Below are 17,050 nucleotides of genomic sequence, written 5' to 3'. Positions count from 1 at the left end.
GGGCATGCTGTCGTCCTTGCGGACGTGGGGTTCCGATATGCGAAATGTTCCGATCGCCCCTGAAACCCGCCTCTTAGCCGGGCGCAGAACTGGGCCTGAGCCATCCTGTCCTTCCGCCGCCCCTAAAACCCGCCTTTTAGGCGGGATCTTCGTCGGTGTCGGTGTAGGCTTTGAGCAGTTTGTCCTGCACGTCGGCCGGAACCTGCTCGTAGCTGGCGAATTTCATCGTGTAGGTCGCCGATCCCGATGTCAGCGACGACAGCGTCGTCGAGTAACGGTACAGCTCGGCCAGCGGAACCAGTGCGTTCAGGCGGTCGAAGCCCTTGTCGGACTCCATGCCGGCGATCATCGCGCGACGGTTCTGCAGGTCCGACATCACGGCGCCCATGTATTCGCTGGGCACCAGCACCTCGACGTTGTAGATCGGCTCCATGATCTTGGGCCCCGCATTGCGGAACGCCTCTTTGAAGGCGTTGCGGGCCGCCAGTTTGAACGAAATTTCGTTCGAATCCACCGGGTGCATCTTGCCGTCGTAGATCACCACGCGGATGTCGCGGGCGTACGATCCCGTCAGCGGGCCTTCGTCCATCTTCTCCATGATGCCCTTCAGGATGGCGGGCATGAAGCGCGCGTCGATGGCGCCGCCCACGATTGCCGAGTAGAATTGCAGTTTGCCGCCCCACTGGAGGTCGTATTCCTCCTTGGTCTTGGGGTTGACGACCATGTCGCCCTTGCCGGGGACCTTGTAGTTTTTCGGTTCGCCGATCCCTTCGTAATAGGGTTCGATAATCATGTGCACCTCGCCGAACTGACCGGCGCCGCCCGACTGCTTCTTGTGGCGGTAGTCGGCCTGGGCCACCTTGGTGATGGTCTCGCGGTAGGGAATCTTCGGCGCGATATATTCGTAGGAGAGTTTGTTCTCTTTCTCGATGCGCGAGCGGAGGATGTTCAGGTGGTGTTCGCCCTGTCCCTGAATGATCGTCTGCTTCAGCTCCTTGGAGTATTCCACCAGAATTGTCGGGTCCTCGAACCGGGCGTCGTTGAGCACCTTGCCCAGTTTCTCCTCGTCGGCCTGATCCTTGCATTTGAGGGCGGCGCGGTAGCGCGGCTCGGGGAAGACGATCGGTTCGATCGTCACCGGAGCCGACGGAGCCGACAGCGTGTCGTTCGTGCGCGTGCCTTTCAGCTTCACCGTGCAGCCGATGTCGCCGGCCATGAGCTCCGTGACCTTCACGCGGTTTTTACCCGCTACGGCGAACAACTGCGAGAGCTTTTCCTTATTGCCCGTGCGGGTGTTCACCAGTTCGGTGCCTTCGGTGATCTTGCCGCGGATCACGCGGAAATAGGTGATCTCGCCGATATGCTGCTCGACCTGGCTTTTGAAGACGAACGCCACGGTGGGAGCCGTCTCGTCGGCCGTGATCTCCGCACCCTCGGTCGAGAGGAATGCGGGAGCCTTCTGCGGACCGGGCGCCACGTTGATGATGAACTCCATCAGGCGCTTGGTGCCGATGTCGCGTTTGCCGCTGGTGCAGAAGATGGGCATGACTTCACGGTTGGCGACGCCGATCTTCAGGCCCGAACGAATGTCGTCCTGCGTGAGCGTTCCCTTGTCGAAGTAGAGCTCCATGAGCGCCTCGTCGTGCTCGGCGGCCATTTCCACCAGTTCTTTGTTCAACTCCTGGGCCTTTTCGAGCTCCTCGGCGGGAATCTCCAGCTCCTCGCGGTGGCCGTCGTTGTCTTTGAAGCGGTACATCTTCATCAGCAGCACGTCGATGAAGGCGTTGAATTCCGCGCCCTGGTTGACGGGATACTGCACGATGACAGGTTTCACGCGCGATGCGGTGCGGATCGACTCGACCGTGGCTTCGAAGTTGGCCTTGTCGGCATCGAGCTGGTTGATTACGCCGATGACGGGTTTTTTCAGCAGGCGCGCATAGCGGGCCTGTATTTCGCTGCCTACCTCCCAGCCGTTCTGGGCGTTGAACAGGAAGACGCCCACGTCGCCGACTTTGAACGCCGAGAAGAGGCTTCCGCAGAAGTCGTCCGAGCCCGGGCAGTCGATGATGTTCAGCTTGCGGTCCATGAATTCGGTGAAGAGGATCGTCGAATAGATCGAGCGTTTGTATTCGTGCTCGATATCGGTGTTGTCCGAGAGCGTGTTGTTCGCCTCGATACTACCCCTGCGGTCGATGACCTTGCCCTCATAGGCCATCGCTTCGGCAAGGGTAGTTTTACCCGTGCCGGGCGCGCCGATGAGTACGATGTTTTTGATCTCTTTGGCTGAATAGTTTTTCATATTCCCGTATGGTTTTAAGGTATGCGTAATTTAGGTTCTCATTTCCCGTGCCGCGCCCGCTTCCGGGACGGCGACTATAAATATACGAAATATTCGGGAAAAACAATCCCCGGAACGAAAAAATCGCCCCCGGGAGGCGATTTTTCAGTCTGTCGGGAACACGTCCGCCGGTCAGGGCAGCCACTCTGCCAGCGCGGGGCGGATGACGCTCTCCATGACCGTGTATCCTTCGGGCGTGGGGTGCACGCCGTCCTTGGTGTATTCGCTGCGCATCGACCCGTCGCCGGCATCCATCGCACCGTAATAATCCACCCACGTCAACCCCCGCTCCGCGGCGTACTGTTGCAGCCGGGCGTTCAGGGCGGCGATCTTTTCGGGCACCGATTCGATCTCGGGACGCCACGGATACTTCGCGGCCGGCAGCACCGAACAGAGGATCGGGCGGATGCCGGCGGCGAGGGCCAGCTCGGCCATCGAGACGATGTTTTCGACGATGTGTTCGCATTCGATCGGGCCGTTGTTGCCGGCGATGTCGTTCGTCCCGGCGAGGATCACCACGGCTTTCGGACGGAGGGCGATCACGTCGGCGCGGAAGCGGCAGAGCATCTGGGATGTGACCTGGCCGCCGATTCCGCGGCAGGCGAAATTGTTGTCGGTGAAAAATTCCGGGTGGGCGTTGTCCCATCCGTCGGTGATCGAATTGCCCATGAACACCACGGCGGGGGCCGTCGTCAGGGCGGCGTTGGCTTCGGCGTAACGACCGTAATTGGCCCAGTCGCGCTGTTGTCCCGCGACGAGCAGGGGCAGTGCGAGGGCAAGCAGGAGTGCTGTCTTTTTCATCGGCGGTCTATTTCTGTGCCTGGGTGATGTTGCGGGCGTTGCGCTCGTTGTCGTTCTTGCGGCGGTTTCCTCCGAAGCGGCCCAGAAGCCATCCGGCGCAGAAGACGATCAGGTAAATGGCGATCTTCACGAAGAGGTTCTCGAGTCCGTTGACGATGTTTTTCGAGAAGATGGCGATCAGGAGCACGGCGATCAGCGCCAGCGCTCCGTAGATGATCCATTTTGTTTTGGCTGTCATGGCAGTTCTTTTTTAGTCTGTCTGTTATCGTCCTACAATGTTTTCCATCTCTTCGGCCGTGACGGGTATCTTGCGGTCGCCGAGTATGCGGCTGCCGGTCTCCGTTACGAGAATGTCGTCCTCGATGCGGATGCCCCCGAAATTGCGGTAGGCGTTGAGCGCATCGTAATCGACGATGCCTTTGTAAAGCCCCTCGGCGCGGCATTTGTCGATCAGCGCCGGGATGAAATAGAGTCCCGGCTCGTCGGTCATCACCGTTCCCGGCTCGAGACGCCACGCCGCGCGGTAGATGCACGTGCCCGACTTGGCGGCGCGCTCGGCGATCGACGAGAAGTCGAACGACCGTTCGCCCATGGCCTCGCAGTCGTGTACGTCCATGCCCAGCCCGTGTCCGAGTCCGTGGGGCATGAGCATCGTCATCGCCCCGGCAGCCACCGCGTCGGCGGCCGTGCCTTTCAGCAGTCCGAGGCTCACGAGTCCTTCGGCCAGGGTCATATAGGCGGCATTGTGCACCTCGGTGTACATCATGTGGGGTTTGACGATGCGGGCCACGTGGTCGTGCGCCGCCAGCACGATGTCGTATATCTCGCGCTGTCGCTGCGTGAAGCGGCCGCTCACGGGGTAGGTGCGGGTGTGGTCCGAGCAGTAACCTTCGACACTCTCGCCTCCGGCGTCGCACAGCAGCAGGCGGCCCTCCTCCAACACGCCGTCGGCGTTGAGGTTGTGCAGCGTCTCGCCGTGCTGCGACACGATCGAGGGGAACGATACGCCCTGCCCCAGCGACTTGGCGACGCCCTCGATGGCGCCCGCAATCTGGCGCTCGACGACGCCCGGACGGCACATCTTCATCGCCGTCGTGTGCATCTCATAGCCGATCGTGAAGGCGCGTTCCAGCTCCTCGACCTCCTCGGCGCTCTTCTTCTCGCGCATCTCCGCCACGGCGAACATCAGGTCCACCGACTTGTAGTCGTGCAGCAGCTCGGGTTTGATGCCCAGCAGCGCCGACAGTTGGAGTTTCGTTTCGCCGCGGTAGGGCGGCAGGTAGTGAATCCTGCGGCCCAGTGCGACGGCCCTGCGCAGGCGTTTTTCGAGTTCGCCCATCGGGAACGTGGCCGTGATGCCGACCCCGGCCCCCATCTCGCGCAGCGTGGGCTGCGGACCGGTCCAGATGATGTCCTCGACGGTGAAGTCGTCGCCGTAGAGCGCTTCCTCGCCTGTGTCGGCGTCGATCATCCCGACCATCGACGGGACGTTCAGCCCGAAGTAGTAGCGGAACGACGAGTCCTGCCGGAAATAGTAGGTGTTGTTGGGGTAGTTGTTCGGCGACAGGGGGTTGCCCGGGAAGAGGATGATGCCGCTTCCGATCTTGGTGCGCAGTTCGTGACGGCGCGCGGTATAGGTTTTTGCTGAAAACATGGCGTTTGAATAAAAAGGGGCGTTACGCCTCCAAAAATAACAAAAAATTCGGAATCCGTCAATTCTGCGGGACGAATTCCACGCGGGCGCCCTCATCGTCGACGCTGACCGTCACCCGGCGTCCCAGATAGACCGCCAGGTTGGGCTCAGCGTGTCCCGCGGGAAATCCGAAGACGACCGGTATCCCCAGCGGCCGCGTGTAGGACGAAATGATTGCATAGGCATCGGCCACACCGAATTTCTTCATTCCCACCATGTCCGAGAAGTGCCCTACGAGGATGGCTTTGAGGCTCCCGAGCCTGCCGCTGCGTGTGAGGCTCTGCATCAGCCGGTCGATGCGGTAGACGAACTCGCCGACTTCTTCGATGAGCAGGACCGTCGGTTCCTCCGCCGTCAGCTCCTCGGGGGTGCCGTCCGCCGAGCGGATTACCGTCAGATTGCCTCCGGACAGGTGTCCCGAGGCCGTTCCGGGCTGGTTGAGGGGATGGGGTTCGACCTCGATGCACACCGTTTCGCCGAACAACGCCTGCCGCAGCGATTCGGCCGAAGGGTCTTCCTTCCCGTCGAAGTCGAATCCGGCGGGCATCGGGCCGTGGATGCTCTCGATGCGGAGTTTCCGCAGGGCGAGGTGGAGCATGGTGATATCGCTGAACCCGACCACCCATTTCGGGCGTTCGTGCAGCCGCGCGAGGTCCACGAGCGGCAGCAGCCGCACCGAGCCGTAACCTCCGCGGCAGGCGATCACGGCCTTCACCGACTCATCGTCGATCATCGCCTGCAGATCGGCGGCGCGCTCCTCGTCGGTTCCGGCAAAATAGGGCTGTTCACGGTCGGCGCAGTGGGGTCCGAACTTCACGTGCAGTCCCCACGATTCGAACCGTTGGCGGATTTTCGCCGTGTCGGTTTTCAGCGGGAGTTTGCCCGCCGGGGAGACGATGCCCACGGTGTCGCCCCGGTGCAGGTAGGGCGGACGCAGAAAGCCCGTGGAGTCGGATTCCTGAGCTCCGGCGAAGAGCGGAGCGAGCAGGAGCAGTATCGGAAAAAGGTGTTTCATGGTCTGGATTGTTTTCTTCGGGTGAGCCCTTCGGGCAGGGGCAGCGAGATGCGGGCGAGGCTGATGACGGCGCCCGTCACGGCGAAACCGCCCGCCAGCAGCAGCGCCGTGTGGGTGCTGTTTTCGGGGACGATGTGGAACAGCAGGGCCATCATCGCCGCGCCCGTGGTCTGTCCGATGAGGCGGGCCGTGGCGAGCATGCCGCTGGCCGATCCGCTGCGTTCGGGAGGCGCCGAGGCGATCAGGATGCTGTTGTTGGGCGACTGGAAAAGTCCGAATCCGGCGCCGCAGAGCACCAGCCGCCAGATGATGTCGAAATCGGTCGGATGCTCCGGAAGGAACGCCAGCAGGAACAGCCCCGCGGCCATCGCCGTCAGGCCCGTGCCGCCGAGTATGCCGGCGTGAACGCGCTCGACGAGCATGCCTGCCGCCGGGGCGACGACCATGATTACCGCGGGCCAGGCCGTCAGCAGCAGTCCCGTTTGCACGTCGTCGTAGCCGCAGGCTTGCTGCAGGTAGAAAGGCAGCGCCACCATGGCGAGCATCTGCCCCAGGAACGAGCAGATCGACGTTGCGACTGACACCGAGAAGATCGGGATGCGCAGCAGGTCGAACGGCAGGATCGGATAGGGCTCGCGCAACTGGCTGCGGATGAAGAAGAACCCGATGATGATGAGCGCCGCGACGCCCAGCGACAGCAGCCGCGGGTCGAGCCCGTGGGAGAATCCTTCGACCGAGGCCATCAGCAGTCCGAACGTCAGGGCGTTCATCACCGCGTCGCGCCAGTCGAAGCGGTGCCCGCTGATCCGCACGGGGTTTGCCGGCAGGAAGCGGCGGCTGAGCGCCAGGGCGATGAGCCCCATCGGGATGTTGACGGCGAAGAGCCACGGCCAGCCGGCCACCGAAAGGATGCCCGCGGCGAGCGTGGGCCCGGCCACCGACGATACGGCGACTACCGTGGCGTTGATGCCCATGCCGCGTCCCAGCCGGGCTTTGGGATAGATGAAGCGGATCAGCGTGGTGTTGACCGAGGTGATGGCCGCGGCGCCGAATCCCTGCATCACGCGCGACAGCACGAGGGTCTGGAGCGATCCCGAGAGCGAGCAGCCCACCGACGCCACCGTGAAGAGCATCAGCCCGCCGATGTAGACCTTGCGGTAACCCACCACGTCGCCCAGCGCCGAGAACGTCAGCAGCGAGACCATGATGGCCAGCTGATAGGCATTGACGATCCAGATCGAGTCGGCGGCGGAAATGCCCAATTTCTGCCCGATGGTGGGCAGGGCGACGTTGGCGATGGTCCCGTCGATGACCGAGAGCGAGACGCCGAAGGCCACGGCCAGAATGGCCCCGAGCCGCCGGGGCATCGGCAGTCCGTCTGCGGGGTGTCGGGATATGTGTGGAGCGGCGTACATCGCGGCCGGACTCAGACTTTGAGGTATATTTTCTTCCGGTCGAGGAACCATAATAACAGCCAGCAGACGGTGATGTAACCCGCCGAGAAAATCACCGAGGCGACCTCGGGCGAGAATTTCGATCCCAGTCCGCCGAAGAAGAATTCGGAGGTGTAGCTCACCCGGACGATTCGCTGGACCATGTAGATCGTAATCGAGTTGAGGCCGATGACCTGGAAAAAGTAGCTCCACCGCCGCCACTGCCGCACATCTATTATATAATAGAACAGCGCGAACATTCCCAGCGAATAGGCTCCTGCGGCAAAGACGAAAGCCGGGGTCCAGAGTTTCTTGTTGACGGGCTGCAACGGGTCGAGGCAGAGCGCGAGCACCAACAGCAGGGCGGCCCCGGCGGCCATCCGGAGCGCTTTGCGGCTGCCGGAAATCTGCTCCTCGGAACGGCGGACGAATTCGCCCGTGAACATGCCCAGCATGGCCGTCACGATGGCCGGCAGGGTGCTCAGCAGCCCTTCGGGGTCGAATCCCCGGTTGCCGTAGAGGTGTGCCGGCATGATCGTCCGGTCGATGTAGCCCACGATGTTGCCCGCCTCGGTCAGCGGTCCGGCCCCTGCGGCGTCGGGCGCTGCGACGAATTGCAGCAGCAGCCCGTAACCGACGAGGATCACGGCGGCAAGGGCGATGCGCGTGCGTATTCCGAACCGGATGAACAGCATCGCCGCGAACATCCACGCCAGTCCGATGCGGCCCAGCACGCTCGGCAGGCGCAGTGTTGCGAAGTCGAGGTTGAACAGCCCGTTGTAGACCAGTCCCAGCGCCACCAGCGTCAGTCCGCGGCGGATTACCTTTGTGTAGATGCTCCGTTCGCGGACTCCTTTTTCGCGCTGTTTGGCCAGCGAGAAGGGGAACGAAATGCCCGCGATGAAGAGGAACAGCGGGAAAATGGTGTCGTGGTGGAAGAATCCGTCCCACGCGGCGTGACCCATCTGGGCCGACATCCAGTCGGCGAAACTTCCGGGCCGGAGTTTGCACAGGGCGACGACGAGCCCTGCGAAGCCCATGATGAAGAACATGTCAAAACCCCGCAGGGCGTCGAGCGAGAGAAGCCGCTGCGGGGCGGTCGGTTTGGTCGGTTGAGGTTTCATCGTTATCGGGTTCCGGCATTGTCTGTCGGAACGAATTTGTAGAGCTGGTCCCCGCGGCGGATTACGCCGGGGGTGCGGATGGCGCAGAGTTCGCCCTGCGCGACGGAATCCACGGGCGAACCGTCGGGCCCGTGCAACTCTTCGAGCGTCTGCTCGGCGACGCCGGTCGTGGCCCCGAGGAAGAAGATCGGCTCCCCGACGGCGAGGGGCGCTGCCTCGACCGCGACTTCGGCCACCGATAGTTTTTTGTAGAAATTCACCACCTTGCCTACATACACCTTGCGCTGCGTGGCCGACGACCCGTAGGCCGGGCTGTGCTCCACGACGGGACGCCCGGCGTAGTAGCCCTCCCAGAACCCGCGGTTGAAAACCGTCCGTAGCCGTTCTTTCAGTTCTTCGGCCAGGGCGGGGGTGTAGGTTCCTGCCTCGATGGCCCGGAGCGCCTCATCGTAACACCCGACCACGCGTTTGACGTATTCCGCACCGCGGGCGCGTCCCTCGATCTTCAGCACGCGGACTCCCGCGGCGATCATTTTGTCGAGGAAATCGACCGTGCAGAGGTCTTTGGGCGAGAGGACGTAGCGGCCGTCGATGTCCAGCTGCGCCCCGGTCTCCTTGTCCGTGACGGTGTATTTGCGGCGGCACAACTGGCGGCAGGCGCCGCGGTTGGCCGAGCAGTTGGTCTCGTAGAGCGAGAGGTAGCACTTGCCCGAAACGGACATGCACAGGGCGCCGTGGGCGAACATCTCGATCTCGACCAACCCGCCCCGCGGGCCGCGGATCTCCTCCGCGGCGATTTTGCGGTGTATCTCGGCCACCTGTTCCAGCGTCAGCTCGCGCGCCAGCACCACCGTGTCGGCCCACTGGGCGAAGAACCGCACCGCCTCGGAATTCGAGATGTTGCACTGGGTGGAGATGTGCACCTCCTGTCCGATCTGCCGGGCGTAAAGGATCGCCGCCAGGTCGGAGGCGATCACGGCATCGACCCCTGCGGCTTTGGCGCGGTCGATCACGGCGTGCACCTCGGCGATCTCGTCCTCGTAGACGATGGTGTTGACCGTCAGATAGCTCTTCACCCCGGCCTTGCGGGCCGTGGCGACGATCTTTTCGAGGTCGTCGAGCGTGAAGTTGGCCGCCGAGGCCGAGCGCATGTTGAGTTTTCCGACCCCGAAGTAAACGGCGTCGGCTCCGGCCTCGATGGCGGCCGCGAGCGATTCGTACGACCCCACCGGGGCCATTATTTCAATATCCGAACGTTTCATCGCTTAATTTTTCCGCCCCATCAGGCTCATGGCATAGTCGCGCATCCGTCGGGTCCGTGCCGGCTCCACCGAGAGGGTGTCGAGGATCGACAGCGCCCGTTCGAAGCGGAGCGAGATCTGCTGCTCCGTGAGGCGCGGCACCTCCAGCCGGTCGTATACCGCTTTCACGGCGGCGATCTTTTCGCTGTCGCTGAGTTTCGGGTCGCGGTAGGCCGTGCGGAGCACTTCGCGGGTGGCCTCGTCCGCGCGGCTCATGGCCGTAATCATCAGGTAGGTCTTCTTGCCTTCGAGGATGTCGCCCCCGATGGCCTTGCCCAGCCGCTCGTCGCCGTAGCTGTCCAGCAGGTCGTCCTGCAGCTGGAAAGCAAGCCCCAGTTCGATGGCGAAGCGCCGCAGCTTGCGGCAGTCCTCGTCGGAGGCGCCGCCCAGCATGGCGCCGATCACCACGGCGCCGGCCAGCAGCACCGAGGTCTTCAGCTCGATCATGTGCATGTATTCGACCACCGAAACTTTGGATTTTTGCTCGAAATCCATGTCGTACTGCTGTCCTTCGCAGACCTCGAGGGCCATGTTGTTGAACGTTGTCAACGCCTGCGGCAGCAGTTCCGCCGGGACGGTGCTCAGCAGGCGGTAGGCATAAATCAGCATGGCGTCGCCCGAGAGTATGGCCACGTTCCGGCCCCATTTGGCATGGACCGAGGGTTTGCCGCGCCGCACGGCGGCGTTGTCCATGATGTCGTCGTGCAGCAGCGTGAAATTGTGGAACACCTCGACGGCCGCGGCTGCGGGCAACGCCTGCTGCATGTCGTCGGCAAAGGTGCCGTAGGCGAGCATCAGCAGCATCGGCCGCAGGCGTTTGCCGCCTCCGGCCAGCGAATAGCCGATAGGCGCATACAGGAGCTCGGGTTCGGCCGGGAAATCGGCCTGTGCGAGGAAATTCTCGATGGCGGAAAGTATCTGTTCGTTGCTTTGCATAATCCGGGTAGTTGTTTTGGATCTGAATATGTCCCAAAAGTAGAAAAAAAGTTTGGAGTAGCCGAATTTTGAATTAACTTTGACAGGATAAAACTTAACTTTAACCTGAAGCACAATATGAAAAAACTCGCTATCGGTGTGGACATCGGCGGCATCAACACCGCGTTCGGCCTCGTTGACGAGAACGGCGACCTCTATGCCGAATCGGTCATTTCGACCCGCAAATATCCCCACGTGGACGACTATCCGGCTTATGTGGAGGAGCTCTGCGACGCCATGCGCGCCCTGGCGCAGAGCCTTTCGTTCGAGTACGAACTGGCCGGCATCGGCATCGGCGCCCCCAACGCCAATTACCATAAGGGTACGATCGAAAATCCGGCGAACCTCTGGAAGTTCAGACCCGAAGACCCCAATCCCGACGAGGCGCGCCGCATCTTCCCGCTGGGGGCCGACATCGCGAAGTGCTTCGGCGGCGTGAAGACGATCGTTACCAACGACGCCAACGCCGCCACGATCGGCGAGATGATCTACGGCAATGCCAAGGGCATGCGCGATTTCATAATGATTACGCTCGGCACGGGCCTGGGCTCGGGCTTCGTCGCCAACGGCGAGATGATCTACGGCCATGACGGCTTTGCCGGAGAGTTCGGCCACGTGATCGTCGAGCGTGGCGGCCGCGAGTGCGGCTGCGGACGCAAGGGCTGCCTGGAGACCTACGTCTCGGCGACGGGCATCAAGCGCACGGCGTTCGAGCTGATGGCCAAGATGAATGCCCCCAGCAAGCTGCGGAGCATCGCGTTCGAGGATTTCGACGCTTCGATGATCTCGGCGGCCGCCGAGCAGGGCGATCCGATTGCCCTGGAGGCGTTCCGCTTCACGGGCGAGATGCTGGGCCGTGCGTTGGCCGACGCAGTAACGGTGACTTCGCCCGAGGCGATTTTCCTCTTCGGAGGTCTCTCAAAGGCCGGCAAACTGCTCTTCGAACCTACGCAGTGGTACATGGAGGAGAACATGCTCTTCGTCTTCAAAAACAAGGTGAAACTGCTTCCGAGCGGTATTCAGGGAAAGAATGCCGCCATCCTCGGCGCTTCGGCGCTGATCTGGCAGGAGGCTGCGAAATAGGCCCTGACGGCCATTCCCGTAAGGGCGAGGTTTGCGGACTTCGCCCTTTTTTGAACTGATAACCTATAATTTGGATTTCAAAACAATGAAACGTCTTTTTTTCTTGTCCGTCGCTCTGCTGACGGTTTGGGCGGCGGCCGCGCAGGTGCGGTTCGTCGACGCCACTACCCTGAATCTGATCGGTAAGGCCCAGCCTACGTCGCAGCCCTACCACCGGATCGACACGGTCGCCTACAAAGGCTTCACCAAGTCCGAGAACCAGCAGGTCCGCTGCGGAGCGGGTCTGGCGCTGGTGTTCAAAACCAACTCGTCGCGTATCGACCTGCTGCCCGAGTACACCTCGTTCGTCTATACCGGCTCCAGCACCCCGCGGGTGGCTTCGGAGGGCTTCGACCTCTATATCCGCAAGGACGGCGAATGGGTGTACGCCGCTTCGCGCGCTCCCCGTAAACGCGGCGAGGCGTACACGCTCATCAAAGGCATGGACGGCTCCGAGAAGGAGTGCCTGCTCTACCTGCCCAACTACAACGAGCTGACTTCGCTGCAGGTCGGCGTGGACGAAACGGCGACGATCGAGCCGATGGAAAACCCCTTCCGGCACAAGATCGTGATTTTCGGTTCGAGCTTTACCCACGGCGTCAGCACCAGCCGTTCGGGCATGAGCTACCCGATGCAGATCGCCCGCAACACGGGGCTCTATTTTTGCAGCATCGCCTGCAGCGGCAACTGCAAGCTTCAGCCTTATTTCGCCGATTACCTCGCCGACGTGAAGGATGCCGACGCGATGGTTTTCGACGCCTTCTCGAACCCCAATGCGGAGATGATCGCCGAGCGGCTGATCCCCTTCATCGCGCGAATCCGGGAGTCCCTGCCCGAGACGCCGCTGATCTTCGTGCAGACGATCTACCGCGAGAGCCGCAACTTCGACTGTGAAAATGACAAGTTCGAGGCCGCCAAGCAGGCGATGGCCCGGCAGCAGATGGCCGAGGCGATGAAACGCTTCAAGAATGTCTATTTCATCGACAAGGCCGGCCTGACGGGCACGGACCACGTCACCTCGGCCGACGGCACCCATCCTTCCGATCTGGGTTACTGGCGCTGGGCGCAAAACCTGCAGCCCGAGTTGCTGAAGGTCCTGAAGAAACACGGCATCCGCTGATCGGGCGGACGATAAAAAAGGGAGGCTTTCCGCGGAAAGCCTCCCTTTTTTTACGTTTGTCGCTATGGGTTACTTCATCACCACCTGCGTCTGGCCGATCAGACGGCCTTCGCTGTAAAGCTGGATTTGGTAGGTGCCGGCTGCGAATCCGGTCGAGTTGTAGTAGATGCCCACTTCGAGGTCCTGATTCTGGTAATCGACCTCACGCATGGCGGAGTAGCTCAGCCGCTCGCCCTCGAATTCGAAGGTCGGCATCGCCTCGGTGGTCAGCACATAACCGTCGGGCGAGGTGATGCGCACGTAGATGGCCTTGTTGCCCGGTGTGGCCAGTTCGTTGGCCGCGAGCACGAAATCCACGCGCAGGCGTGCGGCGCTTTTGACCCTCGATACGGGTTTGCTCCGGTCGTTGAGGGCCGCAAGGCGGATGTCGCGGGCGCGGAGCACCGAACCCACTTTGACTTTGTTGTCCAGTTCGGCGGCCTTCTCCTCGGCCATGTCGGCACGCAGCCTGGCCGACGATATCTCCTTGCGGAAACCGACGTTCTCTTTGATAAGCTGTTTGTTGAGCGTGTTGAGCGAGTCGATCTGCTTCACATAACCCTTCATGATGGTGCGCAGCGTGCCGACCTCCTTCTCATACTGTTTGATCTTGGCGAGGTTCCACGAACGCTCTTTTTTGAGGCGCGTCATCAGCGAGTCGGCGCGTTCGCGCTCGAAGTTCAGCCCCGCGGAGATCGAGTCATTCGAGATTTGCAGGTCGTCGTAGTCGGTCATCAGGCGTCCCAGGTCGTTCTGGATCGAGTCGCGGTCGGCCTGCAGCAGTTCGTTGTCGAGCATCTGCTGGCGGTGGATGCTGAAGTAGAGCACCGAGATCGCCACCAGGATCACCGAAAGGATGATGATGACGATGCGGTAGCCGCGTATCGATTTCCCGGCGTCGGGCTGCGGATTCATGTAATCGTCGTCTTCGAATTCCGAAGGGTCGTATCCCTGTCTGTTTTCCATAAAATGTTGAATTTATTTCTTCGTTTTCCCGCTTCGCCAAGGCTCGAACTTCGTTCGGCGCTGTACCCAAACTGACGAAAACGTTTGTTTTTGTTCCGCTAATATACGAAAAAAATTATTTCATCAGGCTCTCGACCGGATATTTAAGCCCCTTGTAGCCCGAAATGTAGGCGTTGATGCTGCCGACTTTGACCGGCGATTCGATGTAAAGCGGGATTTTGTTCCGGTCGTCGGAGATCCAGATCGTGAAGATCGTGCCGTCGGTGAACGAATATCCCTCGGTGGTTCCCAGCTGGCATTCGAATTTCAGCGTCCGGAAACGTCCCATGTTCCGGATCTTCTTGTTTTCGCGCCCCAGGTAGCGGTAATGCAGGTGTTGGACGGTGTCCTGCAGGACCATCTGCAGCGTGGCGGGCTCCCCGACGCGGAAATCCTCGGCTTCGGCCGAGCGCAGGCTGAAGAAGAGCGAGATGGCGTCCATGCTCTCGGCGTTCAGCGGCATCTGTTTCTCCTGAAACGGGTTCTGGCGGCTGCGCCAGCGGGTGCGGACCACCGAATCGGGCCAGATGTAGGTGTAATAGCTCTGGAACGTGTAGTCGCCTTCGCGGATGTCGCTCACGAAACGCACGGGGCGCAGCGAGGCGGTGTCGACCCACACCGTGTAGACATCCTCGAGGTTGAAGAACCAACGGTAGGTGGGCAGCGTGCGGCCTATGCCTTCGACCTTGTAGTAGGTTTTGCCGTCGGCATTGTTCTCGGTGGTTTTGACCTCCACGGCGCCGACCTCCGTATTGGGGAACATCTTGGCTTTGTAGCTTACGCGGTAGAAGAGCTGTTCGCCCGGGTGGTAGAGCTGCGCGGCCAGGGGCGAGGCTGCGGCGAGCAGGAGTATGGTGGTCAGGAAACGTTTCATCGGTGAGGATTTTGTTGGATAAGACAGGGTCGTGTTGACGGGTTAATGATAAAATAACGTTCGTAAGGTGTTCAATATTACGAGATGCGTGAAAAATCGATCTCCTCGCGTCCCGAGTAGCGGCGCCTCAGCGCCTCGAGGCCCCGGTTGGCGGGATGCGCCAGCGCGGGGTCCGCGGCGAGAATCTCGGCCGCGGCCTCGCGTGAGACGGTGAGTATCTGCACGTCGGTCGTGGGGCTGGCGATCTTCAGATCAAATGCCATGCCGCTCTGCAGCGTGCCGTTGATGTCGCCCGAGCCCCGCAGTTTGAGGTCGAGCTCCGCAAGCCGGAAGCCGTCGTTGGTTTCGCACATCGCTTCGAGCCGCGCCCGCGATTCGCGCGAGAGCTTCTCGCCCGACATCAGGATGCAGTAGGACTGCTCGCCGCCGCGGCCCACGCGGCCGCGCAGCTGGTGGAGCTGCGAGAGTCCGAAACGTTCGGCCGACTCGATGACCATGACCGTGGCGTTGGGCACGTCGACGCCCACCTCGATCACCGAGGTCGCCACGAGTATCTGGGCCTCACCCGATTTGAACTGGCGCATCGACTCCTCCTTGTCGGCCGGCTTCATCTTGCCGTGGCAGATCTCCGTGACGTACTGCGGCAGCGGGAAATCCCGCGAGATGGCTTCGTAACCGTCCGTGAGGTCCTTGTAGTCCATCGCTTCGGACTCTTTGATGAGCGGGTAGACGACATAGACCTGCCGGCCTTTGGCAATCTCCTGCCGCATGAATCCGAAGAGTTTCAGGCGCGCCGCATCCGTGTAGTGGAACGTTTTGATCGGACGGCGGCCCGGGGGCAGTTCGTCGATCACCGACACGTCGAGGTCGCCGTAGAGGGTCATCGCCAGCGTGCGGGGAATCGGCGTGGCGGTCATCACGAGGATATGGGGCGGCTGTTCGTTCTTGGTCCAGAGCCGGGCGCGCTGCTCCACGCCGAAGCGGTGCTGTTCGTCGATGACGACGAATCCCAGGTTGGCGAACTGCACGCGGTCCTCGATCAGCGCGTGGGTGCCGATCAGAATGTCCACTTCGCCCGAGGCGATGCCTTCGAGGGCGAGCCTGCGCTCCTTGGCTTTCGACGACCCGGTCAGGATCGCGGTTTTCACATCCATCCCTTCGAGCATCCTGCAAATGGTGGCGAAATGCTGGCGTGCGAGGATCTCGGTCGGGGCCATCATGCAGGCCTGGTAGCCGTTGTCCACGGCCAGCAGCATCGTCATCAGTGCCACGAGGGTTTTGCCGCTGCCGACGTCGCCCTGCAACAGGCGGTTCATCTGGAATCCCGTCACGGTGTCCCGCCGGATCTCTTTGATGACCCGTTTCTGGGCTCCGGTCAGCGGGAACGGGAGTTTTTCGTTGTAAAAAGTATTGAAGACGCCTCCGACTTTCGGGAAGAGGAATCCGTTGCTCTTGGCGAGACGCTCGGTGCGGCGCTGCTGGATGTTGAGCTGCACGCCCAGCAGTTCGTCGAACTTCAGGCGGAACTGGGCCTGCCGCAGCAACTCCTGCGACTGGGGAAAATGGATGTTGTAGATGGCGTCGCGGAGCGAAATCAGCCCGTATTTGGTGCGGACGGCTTCGGGCATCGGGTCTGCGATGCGGTCCCTGGTCAGCGCCCAGGCGTTGCAGACGATCTGGTACATGCCCTTCGCGCCCAGCACGCTGCCGAGCTTCTCGGTCGAGGGGTAGATACCCTGCATGCCGCTCTCGGCCTTGCGCGAGAGGGCCTGCTCCATGGTCTCCAGCTCGGGATGGGCCATAGACAGCTCCCCGCGGTAGAACGACGGGCGTCCGAAGATGAGGTATTCGCGGCCGACCTCGATCCGCTTCTCGATCCACTTCACGCCCTGAAACCACACCAGTTCGGCCGATCCCGTGGGGTCCTGGACGAAGGCCGTGAAGCGGCGTTTGCGTCCCGCCCCGGCATAAGCCATGCCTGTCACGCGGGCCCGGAACTGGACATAGGAAAGGCCCGCCGCATCGGTGATTTCCGAAATGCGGTAGATGCGCGTGCGGTCGATATAACGAAACGGATAGTGGCTGAGCATGTCGCCCAGCGTGCGGATTCCCAGCTCCCGTTCGAGGAGTTTGGCCCGGGCTTCGCCGACGCCCGCTACGAATTTGATATCGTTGTCGAGTATATCCACCGGGGCAAATATAGTGAAAGT

14 protein-coding genes are annotated in these 17,050 nt (G+C 61.6%); 2 read left to right on the top strand and 12 right to left on the bottom strand.

Translation table 11 applies throughout. The annotated features are described in order from the left end of the window. Window positions 1-136: 136 nt before the first annotated feature. The 9 genes from BLU78_RS04860 to BLU78_RS04820 all read right to left on the bottom strand — a co-directional run bounded on the left by BLU78_RS04860 (window position 137) and on the right by BLU78_RS04820 (window position 10,641). Entirely contained in the window at window positions 137-2,299 is a 2,163-nt protein-coding gene (locus BLU78_RS04860) for an elongation factor G (RefSeq protein ID WP_010261317.1), read from the bottom strand. Between the two features lie 171 nt (window positions 2,300-2,470). Then, the gene (locus tag BLU78_RS04855) at window positions 2,471-3,139 is read right to left on the bottom strand and encodes an SGNH/GDSL hydrolase family protein (RefSeq protein WP_010261315.1); all 669 of its coding nucleotides are present in this window, start codon (window positions 3,137-3,139) and stop codon (window positions 2,471-2,473) included. Between the two features lie 7 nt (window positions 3,140-3,146). Further along, window positions 3,147-3,377: a hypothetical protein gene (locus BLU78_RS04850; protein ID WP_010261314.1), complete on the bottom strand. Its 231-nt coding sequence runs from the start codon at window positions 3,375-3,377 to the stop codon at window positions 3,147-3,149. Window positions 3,378-3,401: 24 nt separating this feature from the next. Continuing rightward, the gene (locus BLU78_RS04845; RefSeq protein WP_010261312.1) at window positions 3,402-4,793 is read right to left on the bottom strand and encodes an aminopeptidase P family protein; all 1,392 of its coding nucleotides are present in this window, start codon (window positions 4,791-4,793) and stop codon (window positions 3,402-3,404) included. A gap of 58 nt (window positions 4,794-4,851) precedes the next feature. Beyond that, the gene (locus tag BLU78_RS04840; protein ID WP_010261310.1) at window positions 4,852-5,847 is read right to left on the bottom strand and encodes a S66 peptidase family protein; all 996 of its coding nucleotides are present in this window, start codon (window positions 5,845-5,847) and stop codon (window positions 4,852-4,854) included. Further along, window positions 5,844-7,214 (bottom strand): MFS transporter, encoded by a 1,371-nt coding sequence (locus tag BLU78_RS04835; protein ID WP_010261309.1) that lies wholly within the window; start codon window positions 7,212-7,214, stop codon window positions 5,844-5,846. The genes BLU78_RS04840 and BLU78_RS04835 overlap by 4 nt, the downstream gene beginning before the upstream one ends. 59 nt (window positions 7,215-7,273) lie before the next feature. Beyond that, window positions 7,274-8,404 carry an acyltransferase family protein gene (locus BLU78_RS04830; protein ID WP_010261306.1) on the bottom strand — a complete coding sequence of 377 codons (1,131 nt, stop codon included), beginning with the start codon at window positions 8,402-8,404 and terminating at the stop codon, window positions 7,274-7,276. Window positions 8,405-8,406: 2 nt separating this feature from the next. Next, window positions 8,407-9,666, bottom strand: a complete 1,260-nt coding sequence (locus BLU78_RS04825) for a peptidase U32 family protein (protein ID WP_010261303.1) — start codon at window positions 9,664-9,666, stop codon at window positions 8,407-8,409. A gap of 3 nt (window positions 9,667-9,669) precedes the next feature. Next, the gene (locus BLU78_RS04820) at window positions 9,670-10,641 is read right to left on the bottom strand and encodes a polyprenyl synthetase family protein (protein ID WP_010261300.1); all 972 of its coding nucleotides are present in this window, start codon (window positions 10,639-10,641) and stop codon (window positions 9,670-9,672) included. A gap of 117 nt (window positions 10,642-10,758) precedes the next feature. On the opposite strand from BLU78_RS04820, the gene BLU78_RS04815 reads away from it, so the two are divergent. Together BLU78_RS04815 and BLU78_RS04810 are read left to right on the top strand one after the other, a co-directional pair. Further along, complete coding sequence (locus tag BLU78_RS04815) at window positions 10,759-11,763, top strand: ROK family protein (protein ID WP_010261297.1); 1,005 nt, start codon at window positions 10,759-10,761, stop codon at window positions 11,761-11,763. A gap of 85 nt (window positions 11,764-11,848) precedes the next feature. After that, window positions 11,849-12,922: an SGNH/GDSL hydrolase family protein gene (locus BLU78_RS04810; protein WP_074712017.1), complete on the top strand. Its 1,074-nt coding sequence runs from the start codon at window positions 11,849-11,851 to the stop codon at window positions 12,920-12,922. A gap of 69 nt (window positions 12,923-12,991) precedes the next feature. On the opposite strand, the gene BLU78_RS04805 is transcribed toward BLU78_RS04810, so the two are convergent. From BLU78_RS04805 to recG, 3 genes are all read right to left on the bottom strand, one after another. Next, the gene (locus BLU78_RS04805) at window positions 12,992-13,927 is read right to left on the bottom strand and encodes a hypothetical protein (protein ID WP_010261294.1); all 936 of its coding nucleotides are present in this window, start codon (window positions 13,925-13,927) and stop codon (window positions 12,992-12,994) included. A gap of 115 nt (window positions 13,928-14,042) precedes the next feature. Beyond that, the gene (locus BLU78_RS04800; protein WP_010261292.1) at window positions 14,043-14,840 is read right to left on the bottom strand and encodes a DUF3108 domain-containing protein; all 798 of its coding nucleotides are present in this window, start codon (window positions 14,838-14,840) and stop codon (window positions 14,043-14,045) included. 77 nt (window positions 14,841-14,917) lie between these two features. Further along, window positions 14,918-17,029: an ATP-dependent DNA helicase RecG gene (gene recG, locus BLU78_RS04795; RefSeq protein ID WP_010261289.1), complete on the bottom strand. Its 2,112-nt coding sequence runs from the start codon at window positions 17,027-17,029 to the stop codon at window positions 14,918-14,920. Window positions 17,030-17,050: the final 21 nt, after the last annotated feature.

The sequence above is a fragment of the Alistipes timonensis JC136 genome (assembly GCF_900107675.1).
Classification (GTDB): Bacteria; Bacteroidota; Bacteroidia; order Bacteroidales; family Rikenellaceae; genus Alistipes; species Alistipes timonensis.
This window is presented reverse-complemented; position numbering and strand designations above follow the sequence as displayed.